We start from the raw sequence: 17,867 nt of genomic DNA on the forward strand, positions 1-17,867 counted from the left end.
GAGCCATTAGCTCAGTTGGTAGAGCACCTGACTTTTAATCAGGGTGTCGTAGGTTCGAGTCCTACATGGCTCACCATTTGGTGACCGTAGAGAGACCTTTAGAAGGTCTCTTTTTTTCATTTTGTAAAAGTTACTTGACGATTCAAACGATTCGCTACCCCCTTACATTTTCAAGCAATAAGCATGAGAACGGGCTATAATTCCCTGAGGTTGGCTTTTTCTTTAATGTAGTCGGCTGTACGGGAAGCCAACGCCATGACCGTATTCGTCGGATTGCCGGCACCCGAGGTAACAAAGATACTGGCATCACAGATGAACAAATTTGGAATGTCATGCGTCTGACCGTAGGAGTTGACCACGGAGCTCTCCGGGTCCGACCCCATGCGGCAGCCGCCCATCAGATGGGCGGTATCGGGCACGACGAACTCCGGCCTTCCGCCGGCGGCTTTAAGAATGTCTTTCATTGTACCTACGGCATGATCAATAAGCCGCTTGTCGTTATCGCCGTAGCTGAAGGTGACTTTGGCCAGCGGCATGCCGTTCGAGTCCTTGCATTCGCTCAGGGTGACGGTGTTGCCGGGGTCGGGCAGCACTTCGCCGACCATGGTAATGCGCGCATAGGCGTTATAGTCGAGCACCGCTTCACGCAGGCGTGTGCCCCAGACCGGGCGGCTGCCGCCCGACTTGGAGATGCCCTGGGCAAAGCTCAGCGGCCTGACTCCGCGGGCGTGCAGCGTGTAGCCGCGCGTGACACCCCCGGTTAGATGATAGAAATCCTGCGTCGTCGCAAGTACCGGCGTTCCTTTGTACAGCCGCACATCGTGATCGAACCGCGCGTAGACGTCGTTGCTGCTGTGCGTCATGAACGCTTTGCCCACCCATCCGCTGCTGTTCGCAAGCCCGTTGGGGAACTGCGCATTGGCCGAGTTTAACAAAAGCCTTGGGGTTTCTACGACATACGCGGAGATAATGACCAATTTAGCCCGCTGTTCATAGGTCTTGCCGTTATGAACGAAGGTGACGCCGGTCGCCCTGCCGTCTTTACCGACGTTCACCTGCGTGACCATACAGTCAGGAAGAACCTCCGCTCCGGCCCGTATGGCTTTTGGAATGTGCACGATCAGTGTGCTGAATTTGGCGTTCGGCATGCAGCCCTGCGTGCAGAAGCCGCGGTTAATGCAGGGCGGCCGGCCCTCAAAGGGCGCTGACAGGATGGCGAGCGGGCTGACCACCCAGCGAATGCCAAGCTTCTCGCAGCCTTTAGCGAACAATTGGGCGTTCGGGCTGATCGGATCACGCTCCGGGTACGGATAGGGGCCGTGGAATGATCCCCAAGGGAAATACTTCGGACCCGATACGGCGATTTCTTTTTCCACTTTATCGTAGTAGGGCGCCAGATCCGCGTATCCGATCGGCCAGTCTTCTCCTACGCCGTCAAGCGTCCTAGACTTGAAGTCTGTCTCGTGAAACCGCAAGAAGACGCCGGTAAAATGCACCGTGCCTCCGCCTACCCCTTTGCCGGAATTGTTGTGCCCCATCTGGAGCGGGTCTGCACCATCTACAATGCGCGTATCCTGCCAGCCCAGCTGCTTCATGGCCAACTCATCGCTGGCAAAGTCGTGCTGCGGGTCGCGAAACGGCCCTGCATCCAGCACTACGATTCGCATTCCGGCTTCACTGAGCTCCTTGGCCAAAACCCCTCCCGCCGCGCCGGCACCCACAATGACGACGTCCACCGTTTCGTTTTCGTATTTCCGCTTCATTCTTTTTTCTTCTCCTCCTTCGCCTCCCAGGGATCGAGATGTTCCATACGAGCGTAGCCGCGAGGGTAAGCCGGTCCGCCAAATCCGATTTCCGACCATATCTCCGGATGGGAATAATAGGCTTCTATGCTCAAGGAAAGCAGCTTCTGGAAAAATACCTGCTGGGGTACGTCCCGCCACACTTCGTGAGGAACCGCCTCGCCCTGGCTGACCTCTTCCATAAGCTGTTTTTTCTGCTTCTCCTCCAGATGAAAGAAAAGCTTCGTATGGATGGACTGGCATGCGGCTTCCAGCGCCTGCAGACCCTGGCGAACCAGCTCTTGGACTGGAGGAATCCCGGGCTTGCGCTGGCTTTCCTCTCCGGAGGCCAGTGACCGGTCGATGTGGCCGAGCACGAATTGTATGATCTCCGGACGGGCGTCATCCATTAACAGACTGCACCATGCTCTCAGCATTTCCGCTTCCACCGTTGTGAGGAAGGTATGGCCCCCGAAGGTTTGCAGCCGGGAGTTAACGATTTTTCGCGTATGTTCATCCCATTCATGCTGTTCGTTCATCACATTGTAAGAGGGGTAGCGGGTAAGACGTTTCATAGGCTGACTTACCTCCAATAGTAAGCGATCAGGCCCAGCACGCTGATCGCGATGTACATCATAGGCATGAGGACAGGCGGGCCGACCAGAAAATTGCGCATGCTGTAGCCGCCTACACGCAAGCCTACGCCGTGAAAATGATAGTAGAAGCCGGCGGTGCCGGTCAGAACGCCGAACCACATCAGGAAAACAAAGACAGAAAGCAGCCAATCCGGGCGGGATATGGCAATCCATATCGCTGCCAGACTGTAAATTGGCGATGAAATGACAGGAGACCACATCGCTTTGTGATGGAAGTTCTGGCGGTAATGCGATAGCGTGACCTGTACCCACACGGCCAAAAAAGCCAAGCCGACAAATAAAAATACAACGCGCTCCAAGGGCCAACCGGTCCAATTCATAGGAATCGCCTCCATGTGAGATTAAGCTTGGGGCCGGGGTTGCCCGGGAAAGGTTAAGGAACCGAACGGCATGACGGCCAGTTCCAGCGGGGATGTCTTCGACAGATCTTTCAGAACCGTTTCCAGATGATCCGCCGGATGGAAGCCCAGAAGCTCCGTCATGTGACGGGGGAGGGAAGAATGCAAATACACCGGATGGCTGTTGAGCACTTCGTCTACGTGCAATATTTTATGGGCGCCGAGCACAAAGTGCTGTTTCAGCTTGGCCGTCATCCGCGGCCGGTCCGATATCGTTTCGACCCAGTACTGAAACATGCCGTTGCCGAGTCCCTCGGAAAGCTCCGCCGCCATCAGGATCGGCCCTCCCGGCTTGGTAAACGCAGCGGCATTGCGCAGAGCTTTTACCGCTTGATAGAGCTGCCGGTCTTTAGGATCCCCTCCGGGAGATACAATAACGAGATCGTACCGCTTACGAACGGGATGCAAGAAGCGGGCGGAGGCAAGAGCTGCGCCGGTTCGATGAGCCGAGTGCACATTTCCGGCTACCGCGTCCAGAACATGCCTGTCCATATCGACGATCACGTTGAGAAGAAAATGAATGGGAACGAAGGCATGAGCTTCCTCGAGATCGCGGTGAATCGGATTATCCGGATCCCCAATCGCCGCGCGGTACTGCAGAGACAGTCCGTGATTGTGCTCGATACAGGACTGCGAGGCGACGCCGGGAATCAGTGCTTTCACCCCACCGGAGACGCCGACCAGGGCATGAGGCTCGATGTTGCCCGTCGCGATGCGAAGCGGCGCTTCAACCACCCGCCGGTTGATTTCCACCGGCGTGCCGTGCGAGGTCGTTCCAACATGCACGCAATCCTCAGGCAGAGCGGAATGATTGTACACCCTAATTCTTTGGTATACGGCCTCCCCCACCAATTCCCGCAATTCCTCTTCGGTATGCTTCCGATGAACGCCGAGCGCCACGATGATATCGATTCCGTCGTCTTGAATGCCCGCGGATCGTAGCTCTTCAAGCAAAGGTTCCAACAGCAGCGGAGTCGGACAGAGCCTTGTGCCGTCGCTGACCAGAATGACCGCCCGGCTGTATCCGGCCGCCAGTTCCCGAAGTCCGGGCGAGTCGATCGGTGCCTTAAGCGCTTCCCGGATCAGATGTAAAGAGCGGTCACGCCCTGCGCATGGCTGCTCCTGCATGTAAGTAATCGTCTCGTAAGAACAGGCCGGGGGGATTTCAAAAGAAACAGTTCTCGTACCGTAACGCAAGCTTGGAATGACCTTGCCCTCCTTCGATATTGGCGGGATAGCGTCCGAATGCAGACTCTTAAAAATTATTTCCATATTGCAATAAATTATCCTGAATGATGGAGCGCCAAAGTACGGACATTGCGCCCTTTTTATTTTTACGGCAGTGCAGTTATGCTACAATATAGAACAGCGAACGAAGAAATCTTCATCATTATTTATAGAAGGTTGGGAGCCAGGACATGGATTGGGAACTGTTAAGGGAGCGGCTCGAGAAGACGTTGAACGTTCCGGTAAAATCGGCCAAATGGTCATGGGACGACTGGCGGCGCGATGCGCAGGAAAGCGGAGCGGGGAGCTTGGCCAAGGGTGGGGAAGTGTACTTTTTCGTGCAAAAGGAAGGGCAGGATGCCCGGCTCTTTACGGTGCGGGAGGATGCGGTCACTCCGGTGGAACGCCGGCTTGTCGAGCTGATGCTGGAAGCGTGGAATGTCCGGGACAAAAAAAGCCCGGTAACTGTGAGTGAATTGGAGCGCAAGGCGGGACTGGTACGCGAATGGTTTCGGGAGCAGCAGGAGCTCGGATTGGTCCAGGCGGAGATGCCGGATACGCTGGTGTCCCAGCTGGGGCTGTATTCCACCAAAATTCCGCTGCTGCTGTACGGCGATTACACGACGGCCCGCCGCGTGCAGTATCTTGAGCTGAAGAAGCTGCTGGAGTCGTTTTTTGATGCCGAAATCACATTGATTCCTTTGACAGATAAAGAATGGCTCATGCTGGCGCCGGAAAACATCCTTTCTATAGATGACAAAGAGGATCGCGACCCTGATGAAGAAACGCAGGAGGATCTGCTTGCGGCGGTGGGCTATGGATTGCATGAAATGCTGGAGAATGAATGGGTGGGGGAGTGTCACCTGGCTGTCCATTACCCGATTCTTCCTTCAAAAGAGCTTTATGCAGCTATATTGCAGCTGCGGGAGACGATGATGCTGGGACGGACGTATCATGTTGGCAGCACTACGCATTTGCCATGGGAGCTTCAGCTTGAAAAGCTGGTGCATCTGATCCCCGAAGCGGAGAAGGCCGGTTTTTTGGAACGCGCCGCCCAACGTCTGGACCTGGCGTTCGATCCGGAGACCCTAACGACGCTCGAGCATTTCTTTCAGCTCGACTGCAACGTCAGCGAAACGGCCAAAAAGCTGTATATTCACCGGAACACACTGCTGTACCGGCTGGACAGATTCAAGCAGGAAACGGGATTGGACGTTCGGACCTTCAATCATGCGGTGCTGGTCAAAATCGCTATGCTATTGTACAAAGTCACGAAAAGAAAGTGATTTTTTTGTGAAGATTGTGCATAGTCAGCCTGCGGTCAGGTACGGTATGATTTAACCATATCACGATACTAACTCGCAGGAGGAATTAATCATGGCAGGTGTACGTTTAAACCACGTCGTTAAAAGATATCCTGGTGCTGAAGAAGCAACGGTGAAGGACTTTCATCTTGATATTAAAGACAAAGAATTTCTTGTTCTCGTAGGCGCTTCCGGCTGCGGTAAGTCAACTACGCTTCGCATGATCGCCGGTCTGGAAGAAATTACGGAAGGCGAACTGTATATCGGCGACCGTTTGGTGAATGACGTAGCACCGAAAGACCGTGACATCGCGATGGTTTTCCAATCCTACGCGTTGTATCCTCACATGAACGTGTATCAAAACATGGCATTCGGTTTGAAGCTCCGTAAATTCAAGAAAGCCGACATCGACGCCCGTGTACGCGAGGCGGCCAAAATTCTCGACATCGAGCATTTGCTGGACCGCAAGCCGAAGGCTCTTTCCGGCGGTCAGCGTCAGCGTGTTGCCTTGGGTCGTGCGATTGTCCGCGAGCCGCAAGTGTTCCTGATGGACGAACCGCTCTCCAACCTGGACGCCAAGCTGCGCGTACAGATGCGTGCTGAGATCAGCAAACTGCACAAACGTCTTGAGACGACCGTGATTTACGTAACGCATGACCAAACGGAAGCCATGACCATGGGCGACCGGATCGTCGTTATGGATAAAGGCGTTATTCAACAAGCGGCTACGCCGGAAGAAATCTACAACCATCCGGTGAATATGTTCGTAGCAGGCTTCATCGGTTCCCCGTCCATGAACTTCATCAACGGCGGATTTGTAGATCAGGGCGGAAGCTTGCATTTCAAAACTACGGGTATCGATGTAGAGGTGCCGGAAGGAAAAGCAAAAATCCTGCGTGAAAAAGGTTATGTAGGCAAGGAAGTCGTAATGGGCGTTCGTCCGGAAGATTTTCACGAAGAAGCCATCTTTATGGAAGCTTCACCGAACAGCATCGTGAACTCCTATATCGAGGTGGCCGAGAACCTGGGTCATGAAATGTTCCTGTACCTGAACGGTATCGGTACACAAAGCGTCGTAGCCCGTGTAGACGGACGTTCAGGCCTTAAAGAAGGTTCGAACGTGAAACTCGCTATCGATATGAACAAGGTTCATTTCTTCGATAAAGATACGACTGCTTCCATCCTGCTTCATTCCTAATCGCAGCAATGATTCAAAAGGTCAGCCCTGATGGGCTGGCCTTTTTTTGAATCTTCGTGAACGAAAGGGCAGCTTCTTCCGGTTGATTTATGCGCGGGATTTCGTTAGGATGAGAATATTGGGATAAAAAGGAGAAAGAGCACGATGCCGAAAAAAGTGAAAGTATCCGATTTGGTGAAGGAGTTCCATTTGGAAATCATTTGCGGCGAAGAAGGGCTAAAGCGTCCGATTACAACAGCCGATTTATACCGGCCGAGCTTGGAGATGGCCGGCTATTATGAATTTCACCCGCACGATCGGGTCCAGATTCTGGGAAAGACGGAGCTTACCTTCTTTGACCGCTTGTCTTCCGAGGAACGGATGGATCGGATGCAGAGGCTTTGTTCGCCGGAAGAAACGCCATGTATCATTATCAGCCGCGGGATGGAGGCGCCGATTGAGCTGCTCGCGGCGGCAAACGAACATCATATTACCGTGATGCGGACGAATCTGGCGACGACCATCCTGGCCAGCAGACTGACGGGATTTCTGGAGAACCGGCTTGCGCCCTCGACGACAATCCACGGGGTACTGGTTGATGTGTACGGGATTGGTATGCTGATTTCCGGCTCCAGCGGCATTGGCAAAAGCGAGACGGCTTTGGAATTGGTCAAGCGCGGTCACAGGCTCATCGCCGACGATGCGGTGGAAATCCGGCAAACGGCAGACAATCAACTGATCGGGAACGCTCCTGAGCTGATTCGGCATCTGCTCGAGATCCGCGGGATCGGAATTATTAATGTGATGACGCTGTTCGGGGCAGGCGCCGTAAGGACGGCAAAGAAAATTTCGGTGGTCTGCAAGCTGGAGATTTGGCAGCAGGATAAACAGTATGACAGGCTGGGTCTGGACGAGGAGACGACGCGCATTATCGATACCGACATTCCGCTGGTTACGATCCCTGTACGACCCGGACGTAACCTGGCGGTCATCATCGAAGTGGCGGCTATGAACTACAGGCTGAAGCGAATGGGATATAATGCCGCGCTGCAGTTTACAAATAAGCTTACAGAGTCGCTGAACGAAGATATGGACGATTTGGAATAGAATTGTACTGCTCATCATTAGGAAGGTAAGTGGAAGGGAGTTTAAGCATGTTTCTTGCGATAAATCCGATTGCGTTCTCCATTGGTCCGTTGAGCGTTCGCTGGTACGGTATTATTCTGGGTACGGCTGCTCTGATAGGGCTGGTGCTTGCCATACAAGAGGGGAAAAGGTTCAAGATGTCCCCCGATTTTTTTATGGACTTGGTCCTGATCGGAGTGCCGTCGGCTATCATTGGCGCAAGGATTTATTATGTAGCCTTCCAATGGGACGATTATAAGGACAATTTGTGGGATGTGTTCAAAATATGGGAGGGCGGCATTGCCATTTACGGCGCACTCATCGGGGCGATCGCTGCTGCGTTTTTTTATGTTCGGCGTAAAGGGTATTCATTTTGGCGAATCGCCGATATTTGCGCCCCGGGGTTGATTGTCGGTCAAGCCATCGGCCGATGGGGAAACTTCATGAATCAGGAAGCGCACGGCGGACCGGTGACGGAAGCCTTCCTGCGGGAAAACCTGCATCTGCCGGACTGGATCGTGAATCAAATGCTGATCGACGGACGGTATTACCATCCTACCTTTCTGTACGAATCGGTATGGAACATCGTGGGGCTTCTTCTGCTGCTCGTGCTGCGGAGACAATCGTTTATGCGGGCGGGAGAGCTCTTTTTAAGCTATTTCATCTGGTATTCGACTGGGCGTTTTTTCATTGAGGCGCTGCGGACCGACAGCCTTGATTTCACGGGACCGGCATGGTTGGCCGAGCTGATGAACGGGCTTTGGTCCCCGATGCAGCTGCTTGGCTTCGAGCAGGGCTACTTGACCTATGGCGGCAACGTGCGCATATCTCAGCTGTTGGCCTTGTTGATCGTTCTTGCCGCCATTACACTGATCGTGGTCCGCCGCCGGAGCGGGGCCGCTGCGGCACGTTACTCAGATCCGATTTATCGGATCGGGGAAGAACCGGATCGATCCGGGGCGCCGGTCTCTGACGATACGAAAGCAGGCGGTGCCGAGACAACGGCCGGTGGTCATAGTCAAGACGGCAAGACGAAGGAGCAGAAGAATGATTCGAACCATACTGTTTGATTTGGATGGAACCATTATCGATACGAATGAGCTGATTATTCAATCCTTTCTACATACGTTTGAAGGGGTGGGGCCTGAACCGCTGACGCGTGAACGCATTGTTCCGAACATGGGACGGCCGTTGATCGAACAGATGGTGTATTTCTCCGGAAGGGAACAGGTGGAAGATTTGGTGGCCAAGTACCGGGAATTTAATATCAGCCGCCATGACGAGCTGGTTAAAGAATTCCCGTATGTGCGGGAGACGTTGGCGCGGCTGCATGCCGCGGGAGTGAAGCTGGGCGTGGTCACGAGCAAAATCCGCCGAACGACGGAAATGGGGCTTAGGCTGACCGGCATGTTCGACTTGTTCGGTACGATTGTGACCGTAGATGATGTGACAAAGCCCAAGCCAGATCCGGAAGGCATCCGCAAGGCGCTGCGTGACCTTGAAGCGGACGCCTCGGCTGCGATAATGGTCGGCGACAGCCACTATGATATCGAAGCGGCGCATCAGGCAGGCATTCGTTCTGTGGGTGTTTCCTGGTCGTTGAAGGGGATAGATTATTTAAAGCGGTATGAGCCGACCTATATCATTGACGATATTCGTGAAATTTTGCCGCTTGCCGGCGTCGAGGGGAAGTAGCCAGTGAGACAAACGGACAGGTATCCGGTAGAAGGGCCGAACTCGCTGTGGCAAATGTACAGCACGATCAGCCGATGGAAGGCCGTTCGCAATTTTATATTCATCCAAATATCCAGATATACTCCTTCCCTGCCGCTGAAGCGCTGGATTTACCGCCGGGTGCTGGGGATGAAGGTGGGGGAGCAGGCTTCTTTCGCGCTGATGGTGATGGTGGATGTCTTTTTTCCCGAAAAGATTGAGGTAGGCGACAATACCATTATCGGCTATAACTCCACCATCCTGACACACGAATATTTAATCAAAGAGTATCGGCTTGGGCGTGTGCGCATCGGTTCCCATGTAATGATCGGCGCGAACACGACGATTTTACCGGGTGTCACGATAGGGGACCATGCCGTTATTGGGGCGGGTTCGGTGGTCCATAAAGATGTGGCTCCGTACAGCTTCGTAGCGGGTAATCCGCTGCGGGTGATCCGTGAGGATGTGCGGAAAGAGCCGGTTTACTTAAATATGGAATAAATTTCATCCTGCGGGAGAAGGGCCGGTTTCCCCAATGCGGCTCCTTCAACCGGCAATCGATAACAGTCAGGGGAAGTTGGGAGCCGGAAGCCGTTGGCTCCCTTCATTCATTATAAGCAGATGGCATCCGAACCTGTTTCCCGATCATTGACGAATCGGGGGTTCCGTGGTAAACTAGCGAGTGTCTTCTTTATCTTGGTAGTATGGTAGCACATTAGCGGACTAAAGTAATAGATGGATGACTCAAAGATGAACCGAATCCAATATCATTTAATGAATAGTAAGGGTGAAGACCGATGTCCAAACCGAAGGTGTTTGAAAAGCCGACAGGCGTAAAGGACTATCTCCCCGAGGCGGCGGCGGCGCTGCGCGGCATTGAGTTCAAAGTGCTGCAGTGTATGGAGCGCTGGGGATACAGAGAAATTATAACGCCTACTTTGGAATATTACGATACGGTTGGAGTCGCGAGCTCCACGGAAGATAAAAAGCTGTTCAAACTGCTCGACCGCAATGGAACAACGCTGGTCATGCGATCGGACATGACAGCGCCGATTGCCCGTGTGGTATCCTCGCTGCTGAGGGAACATCCGTTTCCTCTGCGCCTGTCGTATCATGCCAATGTTTTCCGGGCCATTGAAGCGGAAGCGGGACGGGATGCGGAGTTTTTCCAGACCGGTGTAGAGCTGGTAGGCGACGATTCGAGCGAATCGGATGCGGAAGTGATCGCGCTGGCGGTGGCGTGCCTGCAGGCTGCCGGCGTGAAGGAGTTCAAGATCGCCCTTGGCCATGTGGGATTCTTGAACGGATTGTTCCAGGAGATGCTGGAAGGGCGTCCGGATGCTCAGCGGGCGCTAAAGGACTGCCTCCTGAGCCGCGATTATGTAGGTTATCGGGAGACGATTAAAGCGCTCGGGCTGCCGGCAGAGGTGCAAAAGAAGCTGGAAGGCGTTCTTCGTCTGCGCGGCGGGCAGGAGATTTGCCGTCTGGCGCAGCAAGTGACGCATGATCCTGTAGCCGAACGTGCGATCGCTCATTTGTGTGAGATATGGGATGTGCTGAAGGCTTATCATGTAAGTGAGCATGTGTTAATCGATCTGACGATGATCGGAGATTTCTCCTATTATACAGGCATGACGTTTGAAGGATATGCCGCAGACCTTGGTTTTCCCGTATGCAGCGGCGGCCGCTATGACAATCTACTGTCGCAGTTTGGACGTCCGGCGCCGGCCACCGGATTCGCGCTGAAGACGAACCGCATTTTAGAGGTAGTCGGGAAAAGCGCATCAAGCGCAACGGCCAGGAGAGTGCTTGTCGCTTACACCGCCGAGCATCGCGAAGCGGCGCTTAAGGAAGCCTTGGCGCTGCGTTCACGCGAAGGGTTGATGGTGGAGACCAAACTGCTGGATCATAAGGACGGACTAAAAGACAAACAGCCGCTGGATGACGGAGCCTTCCGCGTACAGGGGACGGTCTATCAGGATGTCTTTGAGTTTGTGAAGTAAAGGAGGGGCGATACGCATGCAGGATTTATTGAAAGTAGCGATGCCCAAAGGGCGTATCTATAAACAGGCCTCCAAGCTGTTCCGCGAAGCGGGCTTAGCGATTCCCGAGGATGCGGATGACTCGCGCAAGCTGATTATCGCCGTACCGGAAGCGCGGATGGAATTCATTATGGCGAAGCCGGTCGATGTACCCACTTACGTCGAGTACGGCGTTGCAGATATCGGAGTTGTCGGCAAGGATGTGCTGATGGAGGAAAACCGGGATGTCTATGAGCTGCTGGATCTCGGCATTGCGCGATGCCGCATGTCCGTGATCGGGCTGCCGGACTGGAAGCCTGTGCTGAATCCTCGGGTAGCGACGAAATACCCGAACGTGGCTTCGCAGTATTTCCGCGAAAGGGGACAGCAGGTCGAGGTGATCAAGCTGAACGGCTCCATTGAGTTGGCTCCATTGATCGGATTGGCGGACCGGATTGTAGATATGGTGGAAACCGGCGGAACGATAAGGGAAAATGGTCTGGCAGAGCACGAGCAGATTTTTGAGATCACAAGCCGCTTGATTGCGAACCGGGTAAGCTACCGGATGAAAAATGCCGCTATTCAAGGGCTGTGCGATCGGCTGCAGCCGGTGATCGCCGCGGTGACGGCAAAGGGATAACCATCCCATCATCCGCAACGAATTGTCAGAAGGAGGCAGGGAACATGAGAATTATGCCTGCATCGAAATTTTCACTGAAGCGGGAGGTCGAGTACGGCTCCCCCGAGCAGAACGAGAGCGTCCGGCGGATCATCGAAGAGGTGCGCCGCGACGGGGATGCGGCGCTGCGGAGATTCGCGCAGCAGTTTGACGGTGTCCGCGTGGACGAGCTGCGCGTGACGAAAGAGGAGATCGAGGCCGCTTACAACGAGGTGGACGAGGAGTTTTTGTCGGCCATTCGTGCGGCCGCAGTGAATATTCGAAAATTCCATGAGAAGCAGATGCGTTCCTCGTGGATGGATTTGCAGGCCGACGGCACCATCCTCGGCCAAGTGATCCGTCCGCTGAGGCGGGTCGGCTTGTATGTTCCGGGCGGGAAGGCGGCTTATCCTTCTTCGGTGCTGATGAATGCCATTCCTGCACAGGTCGCGGGAGTGCCGGAGATCGTGATGGTGACGCCGCCGGCCACCGCAGGGGCTGTGGGCATCAACCCGCATATTCTGGTAGCGGCGGCGGAAGCGGGCGTCGGCGAAATCTACCGCGTGGGCGGAGCTCAGGCCGTAGCTGCGCTCGCTTATGGGACGGAGTCGATCCGAGCCGCGGACAAGATCGTCGGGCCGGGCAACATTTATGTAGCTCTGGCCAAGCGGTATGTGTTCGGCGCCGTAGATATCGACAGCATTGCCGGGCCGAGCGAAATTGTCGTGCTGGCCGACGATAGTGCGGATCCGGCCTACGTAGCTGCGGATCTGCTCTCTCAGGCGGAACACGACGAGATGGCCTCGGCCATTCTGATCACGACATCGGAACCGTTGGCCGAAGCGGTCCGCGCAGAGGTGGAACGCCAGTTGAACGAGCTGCCGCGGCGTGAGATCGCCGCGAGATCGATTCGCGATTATGGCGCGATTCTTACGGTATCTGACCTTGAAGAGGGGATTGATGCAGTCAATCGCTTGGCGCCGGAGCATCTGGAGATTATCGTGCGGGAACCGTTTCAATATTTAAGCCGGATCGAGAATGCGGGAGCGATCTTCCTTGGGCCTTACAGCTCCGAGCCGGTAGGCGATTATTTTGCCGGACCGAACCATGTGCTGCCGACCAATGGCACGGCACGGTTCTCGTCACCGCTTAACGTGGACGATTTCATAAAGAAGTCGAGCGTCATTTATTACAGCAAGGAAGCGCTGCTGCGGGACGGCGGTCAAATTATTTCGCTCGCCCGTCATGAGGGGCTGGATGCACATGCGCGGGCAATTCAAATTCGTTTGGAGAAAGAAGGGAATACTCGTGGCTGAACAAGACTTTCAGGCAGCGGGGCGCCGGGCTGAAATCGCGCGCAAAACGAATGAGACGGACATTAAACTGGCTTTCTCTGTCGACGGTTCGGGCGTATCCGAGATCGAGACCGATGTACCGTTTTTGAACCATATGCTCGATTTGTTTACGAAGCACGGCCAATTCGACCTCAGGGTGGACGCCCGGGGCGATGTGGAAATCGACGATCACCATACGGTAGAGGATATCGGCATCTGCCTCGGACAGACGCTGCGTGAAGCGCTGGGCGACAAAAAAGGAATTAAACGCTACGCAAGCGTGTTTGTTCCGATGGATGAAGCGCTGGCTCAGGTGGCGATCGATATCAGCAACCGTCCCCATCTGGAATATCGCGCCGAGTATCCATCGGCAACGGTGGGCAGCTTCACGACGGAGCTGGTACATGAGTTTCTGTGGAAATTTGCGCTGGAGGCCCGGATTACGCTGCACGTTATCGTGCATTACGGGCACAATACGCATCATATGATCGAAGCGGTCTTTAAGGCACTTGGCCGTGCTCTGGACGAAGCGACCAGCATCGACCCGCGCGTGCAGGGCGTTCCGTCCACGAAAGGGGTACTGTAAGCCATGATCGCGATCATCGATTACGGAATGGGCAATCTGCACAGCGTCCGTTCGGCGGTGGAGCGTCTTGGCTACAGCGCCTTGGTGACGACGGACGAGCGCGAGCTGCTGGATTCGGAAGGAGCCATCCTCCCCGGTGTAGGCGCGTTCGGCGATGCGATGGAGCATCTGCGCAATGCCGGGCTGGATGAAGCGGTGAAACGTTACGCGCAAAGCGGAAAGCCTCTGCTGGGGATCTGCCTTGGCATGCAGCTGCTGTTCAGCAGGAGCGAGGAATACGGCGTGCATGAAGGATTGAACCTGCTGCCGGGCGAAGTCGTCCGCTTCCAGGGCAGCTGCAAGGTTCCGCACATGGGCTGGAACAAGCTGTCGTTCAAACAGTCGAATCCGCTGCTTCAGGGTTTGGAAGAAGGCCATGTGTATTTCGTCCATTCCTACCATGTGCTTCCCGAGCGGAAGGAAGACCTGCTTGCGACGACCGATTATCATCAGGAGGTCACGGCTATTGTCGGCCGCGGCAACGTGTACGGCATGCAGTTTCACCCCGAGAAAAGCGGGGCTGTCGGCATGCGGCTGCTCGGCAACTTTCTGAATATGTGCGTCAAGAAACAGGCTGCAACGTAGCCAATCAGGCTGCCATACAGCGAAGCACGAATGTCTGATGGCGGCTTGTACCCTATAAGACTCTGAGATGGAGGAACGTCCATGTCTTCATTTGTTATTTATCCCGCGATCGATATTCGCGGCGGCAAGTGTGTTCGTCTGATTCAAGGGGACTATAACCAGGAAACGGTATACAATGAAAATCCGCTAGAAGTGGCCAAAGCCTGGGAATCGCAAGGGGCGAAATGGATTCATTTGGTCGACCTTGACGGAGCCAAGGCGGGCTATCCCGTGAATGACAAGCTGATCGGTGAAATCGCAAAGTCCGTTCAGGTGCCGGTGCAGCTCGGCGGCGGCTTGCGCACGGAGAAGGACGTGGATCACGTGCTTTCGCTAGGCGTATCGCGTGTTATTCTCGGTACGGCGGCGATTGAAAACCGTGATTTTGTGAACCGCGTACTCGCCAAGCACGGTGATAAGGTGGCCATTGGTCTGGATGCGCGCGACGGCTATGTCGCGACGCGCGGCTGGCTGGAAACGTCTGCGGTGAAAGCGGATGAGCTTGCCGTGGAGCTGGCGCGGGAAGGCGCCCGCACGTTTATTTTTACGGATATTTCCCGTGACGGCATGATGAGCGGACCGAACGTGGAAGCGATCGTCCACTTGGCCAAGGTGTCCGGACAAACGGTGATTGCGTCTGGAGGCGTCAGCCAATACGACGACTTGAAGCGTCTTGTACAGTACGCGTCTGAGGGAGTCGGCGGCGCGATCGTCGGGAAGGCGCTGTATACTGGCAGCATTAAGCTGGAGGAAGCGCAAAGCCTGGTATAAGCTGATTCAACGATTGCCGCCCGCCGGAGAGCGAGGCGGCTTTACGGCAGAGAAAGGGGTGCGGGGTATGCTGGCCAAACGGATTATTCCCTGCCTTGACGTCAAGGATGGCCGGGTCGTCAAGGGAGTTAACTTTGTGAATTTGCGCGATGCTGGTGATCCGGTAGAGCTGGCTTCGATCTATGACCGCGAGGGGGCTGACGAGCTTGTGTTCCTCGATATTTCGGCTTCGCATGAAGGCCGTGCCACCATGGTTGAAGTGGTGCAAAAAACGGCCGGTGAAATCACGATTCCGTTTACGGTAGGAGGCGGGATTTCCAGTGTGGACGATATGAAGCGGCTGCTAAGAGCGGGCGCGGACAAAATCGGCATCAATACGGCTGCAGTCAAAAATCCGCAGCTCGTGTCCGACGGTGCGCGCCGGTTCGGCTCGCAGTGCATCGTGGTGGCCGTTGACGCCCGATACAATGCCGAATGGGGCGAGTGGGAGGTATTTACACACGGCGGACGGAACGGTACGGGCATCAAGGCGCTGGAGTGGGTAAAGCGGATCGAACAGCTCGGGGCTGGAGAAATTTTGCTCACAAGCATGGATGCGGACGGTACGAAGGACGGCTTTGACCTCCCGCTGACGAAGGCGGTGTCGGAGCTGGTGACGATTCCTGTCATCGCCTCGGGCGGAGCGGGCAGGAAGGAGCATTTTTATGAGGTGTTCACAGAAGGCAAAGCGGATGCGGGGCTGGCTGCGACGATTTTCCATTATAAAGAAATAACGATTGAAGAGGTTAAGGACGACCTTAGAAATAAAGGAGTGGAGATCCGATGAGTGGACAACAAACGTCGGTGGATAACTTGGAAAGCTTGTTAGCGGCGATTAAATGGGACGGAAGCGGCCTGGTGCCGGCCATCGTTCAGGATGCGGCCAGCAAAGAGGTGCTGATGATGGCCTATATGAACAAGGATTCGCTGAAAGCTACGCTGGAGTCGGGCGAAACCTGGTTTTGGAGCCGTTCGCGCGGGGAGCTGTGGCATAAAGGCGCTACAAGCGGGCATATCCAGAAGGTAAAATCGCTGAAGTACGACTGCGACGGAGATACGCTGCTGGTGCAGGTGGACCAAACCGGTCCGGCTTGCCATACGGGACGCTACAGCTGTTTTCAGCACGATGTACGCGTCGGCGTTTTGGCCGGGCAGGCGGAGAAGATAGGGTCTGATGAAGAAGTCGTGAAGGACCGCTTCGCGATGCTGGGCATATTGGAATCCGTCATTGCACAGCGCGATGCCGAGCGTCCGGAAGGGGCCTATACGACCTATCTGTTCGAGAAAGGCGTCGACAAGATTTTGAAAAAGGTCGGTGAGGAAACGGCGGAGGTCATCATCGCAGCTAAAAACCGGGACAACGACGAGCTGCGTTATGAAGCCAGCGATCTGATTTTCCATCTCCTGGTGCTGCTCCGCGAGAGAAAGCTGCCGCTGGATGAGCTGATGAAAGAGCTGGACCGCCGCCACAACAAGTAAATAAGCTTGGGATCAAAGCTCATTGGAAGAACAACCTAACGGCAATTCAGCGGAAGAACATGGAACCGCTGGCCGGGCAAGGAGAATCGCTCTATGCGCATTGATTATCATACGCACCATGTAAGATGCGGCCATGCGTCGGGTGAACTGGAGGACTATGTGCTGAAGGGCATTGAGATCGGACTCACCCAGCTCGGGCTGTCCGATCACATGCCCTTGCTGCACGTAGATCCGGCCGCCTATTATCCCGGCATGGCCATGCCGATGGAAGAACTGCCGAAATATATTGAGGAAGCGTTCATGCTGCGGGAGAAATATAAAGACCGCATTGATATTCGTGTAGGGCTCGAAGGAGACTATATCGAAGGCTACGAGGCTGACATCGAGCGGATCATTCAAGCATATCCCTGGGATTACGTTATCGGGTCTGTGCATTTTTTGGGTGAATGGGACATTACCGACTACCGGCAAACCGACGGCTGGAAGCAGAGGGACGCCTACGAGGTGTACGAACAGTACTATGATGCAGTAGGTAAAGCCGTCAGGACAGGCTTTTATGATTATATCGGGCATATTGACGTGATCAAGAGGTTCGGCTTCAAGCCGGAGCAAAGCGTGGAGCACCTCGAACGCCAAGTTTTGGAAGCGGTAAAAGCACAAGACATGGCCATCGAGCTGAATGCCAGCGGTCTGCGTATGCCGGTCAACGAAATGTTTCCAAGCCGCCGGATGCTGGAATATGCGCTGGAGCTGGGTATTCCGCTCACGATCGGCTCGGACGCTCACCAGCCGGAGCGGCTGGGACAATATCTGGATCAGGCGGTAGATCTGCTTCGTGATGTCGGTTTTAAAGAATTAGCCACATTTAAAGGCCGGAAACGGCTAATGATGCCTATTGGATTCCCCTAATATGATGTATAATAGGGTAGTAGCTT

General features: G+C 54.7%; 19 protein-coding genes and 1 tRNA gene. 16 read left to right on the forward strand and 4 right to left on the reverse strand.

The genetic code is table 11. The annotated features are described in order from the left end of the window. Window positions 1–76 (forward strand) — tRNA-Lys (locus NR121_RS21075). 118 nt (window positions 77–194) lie between these two features. Here the strand turns inward: NR121_RS21075 and NR121_RS21080 are convergent. Genes NR121_RS21080 through NR121_RS21095 form a run of 4 tightly spaced genes read right to left on the reverse strand, consistent with a single transcriptional unit; the run spans window position 195 to window position 4,107 of the window. Further along, window positions 195–1,763 carry a GMC family oxidoreductase gene (locus NR121_RS21080; RefSeq protein ID WP_074729708.1) on the reverse strand — a complete coding sequence of 523 codons (1,569 nt, stop codon included), beginning with the start codon at window positions 1,761–1,763 and terminating at the stop codon, window positions 195–197. Next, entirely contained in the window at window positions 1,760–2,356 is a 597-nt protein-coding gene (locus NR121_RS21085) for a gluconate 2-dehydrogenase subunit 3 family protein (protein WP_062410083.1), read from the reverse strand. Before NR121_RS21085 ends, NR121_RS21080 begins: the two co-directional genes overlap by 4 nt. 8 nt (window positions 2,357–2,364) lie before the next feature. Further along, on the reverse strand, window positions 2,365–2,757 hold the full coding sequence (locus tag NR121_RS21090; protein WP_062410082.1) for a hypothetical protein: 393 nt from the start codon (window positions 2,755–2,757) through the stop codon (window positions 2,365–2,367). A gap of 21 nt (window positions 2,758–2,778) precedes the next feature. Further along, a complete protein-coding gene (locus NR121_RS21095) occupies window positions 2,779–4,107 on the reverse strand; it encodes a nickel-dependent lactate racemase family protein (RefSeq protein WP_171006041.1) in 1,329 nt (442 codons plus the stop codon). A 146-nt stretch (window positions 4,108–4,253) separates the two neighbouring features. Here NR121_RS21095 and NR121_RS21100 point away from each other — a divergent pair, with 146 nt between their 5' ends. The 15 genes from NR121_RS21100 (at window position 4,254) to hisJ (ending at window position 17,841) form a co-directional block, all read left to right on the forward strand. Next, entirely contained in the window at window positions 4,254–5,348 is a 1,095-nt protein-coding gene (locus tag NR121_RS21100; protein ID WP_137671223.1) for a PucR family transcriptional regulator, read from the forward strand. Window positions 5,349–5,439: 91 nt separating this feature from the next. Next, entirely contained in the window at window positions 5,440–6,564 is a 1,125-nt protein-coding gene (locus NR121_RS21105; RefSeq protein WP_062410080.1) for an ABC transporter ATP-binding protein, read from the forward strand. Between the two features lie 144 nt (window positions 6,565–6,708). Further along, a complete protein-coding gene (gene hprK, locus NR121_RS21110; RefSeq protein ID WP_062410079.1) occupies window positions 6,709–7,650 on the forward strand; it encodes an HPr(Ser) kinase/phosphatase in 942 nt (313 codons plus the stop codon). Between the two features lie 47 nt (window positions 7,651–7,697). After that, window positions 7,698–8,738, forward strand: a complete 1,041-nt coding sequence (gene lgt / locus NR121_RS21115) for a prolipoprotein diacylglyceryl transferase (RefSeq protein WP_062410078.1) — start codon at window positions 7,698–7,700, stop codon at window positions 8,736–8,738. Continuing rightward, window positions 8,716–9,363: a pyrophosphatase PpaX gene (gene ppaX / locus NR121_RS21120; protein WP_074729711.1), complete on the forward strand. Its 648-nt coding sequence runs from the start codon at window positions 8,716–8,718 to the stop codon at window positions 9,361–9,363. The genes lgt and ppaX overlap by 23 nt, the downstream gene beginning before the upstream one ends. Before the next feature lie 3 nt (window positions 9,364–9,366). Then, complete coding sequence (locus tag NR121_RS21125) at window positions 9,367–9,882, forward strand: acyltransferase (protein WP_062410076.1); 516 nt, start codon at window positions 9,367–9,369, stop codon at window positions 9,880–9,882. Window positions 9,883–10,178: 296 nt separating this feature from the next. After that, window positions 10,179–11,384 carry an ATP phosphoribosyltransferase regulatory subunit gene (locus NR121_RS21130; protein ID WP_074729713.1) on the forward strand — a complete coding sequence of 402 codons (1,206 nt, stop codon included), beginning with the start codon at window positions 10,179–10,181 and terminating at the stop codon, window positions 11,382–11,384. Window positions 11,385–11,400: 16 nt separating this feature from the next. Then, window positions 11,401–12,042, forward strand: a complete 642-nt coding sequence (gene hisG, locus NR121_RS21135; protein ID WP_062410074.1) for an ATP phosphoribosyltransferase — start codon at window positions 11,401–11,403, stop codon at window positions 12,040–12,042. A gap of 44 nt (window positions 12,043–12,086) precedes the next feature. Continuing rightward, window positions 12,087–13,376, forward strand: a complete 1,290-nt coding sequence (hisD, locus tag NR121_RS21140; protein WP_062410073.1) for a histidinol dehydrogenase — start codon at window positions 12,087–12,089, stop codon at window positions 13,374–13,376. Then, a complete protein-coding gene (gene hisB, locus NR121_RS21145) occupies window positions 13,324–13,980 on the forward strand; it encodes an imidazoleglycerol-phosphate dehydratase HisB (RefSeq protein WP_217437490.1) in 657 nt (218 codons plus the stop codon). The genes hisD and hisB overlap by 53 nt, the downstream gene beginning before the upstream one ends. Window positions 13,981–13,983: 3 nt before the next feature. Beyond that, complete coding sequence (gene hisH / locus NR121_RS21150; RefSeq protein ID WP_062410071.1) at window positions 13,984–14,604, forward strand: imidazole glycerol phosphate synthase subunit HisH; 621 nt, start codon at window positions 13,984–13,986, stop codon at window positions 14,602–14,604. 81 nt (window positions 14,605–14,685) lie between these two features. Then, window positions 14,686–15,414: a 1-(5-phosphoribosyl)-5-[(5-phosphoribosylamino)methylideneamino]imidazole-4-carboxamide isomerase gene (hisA, locus tag NR121_RS21155; protein ID WP_074729715.1), complete on the forward strand. Its 729-nt coding sequence runs from the start codon at window positions 14,686–14,688 to the stop codon at window positions 15,412–15,414. Between the two features lie 67 nt (window positions 15,415–15,481). Continuing rightward, a complete protein-coding gene (gene hisF / locus NR121_RS21160; protein ID WP_062411077.1) occupies window positions 15,482–16,240 on the forward strand; it encodes an imidazole glycerol phosphate synthase subunit HisF in 759 nt (252 codons plus the stop codon). Further along, window positions 16,237–16,932 (forward strand): bifunctional phosphoribosyl-AMP cyclohydrolase/phosphoribosyl-ATP diphosphatase HisIE, encoded by a 696-nt coding sequence (gene hisIE / locus NR121_RS21165; RefSeq protein WP_062410069.1) that lies wholly within the window; start codon window positions 16,237–16,239, stop codon window positions 16,930–16,932. The genes hisF and hisIE overlap by 4 nt, the downstream gene beginning before the upstream one ends. Window positions 16,933–17,025: 93 nt before the next feature. Then, complete coding sequence (hisJ, locus tag NR121_RS21170) at window positions 17,026–17,841, forward strand: histidinol-phosphatase HisJ (protein ID WP_062410068.1); 816 nt, start codon at window positions 17,026–17,028, stop codon at window positions 17,839–17,841. Window positions 17,842–17,867: the final 26 nt, after the last annotated feature.

Source organism: Paenibacillus sp. Pae15, assembly GCF_024519685.1.
In the GTDB taxonomy this organism is placed as follows: Bacteria; Bacillota; Bacilli; order Paenibacillales; family NBRC-103111; genus Paenibacillus_G; species Paenibacillus_G naphthalenovorans.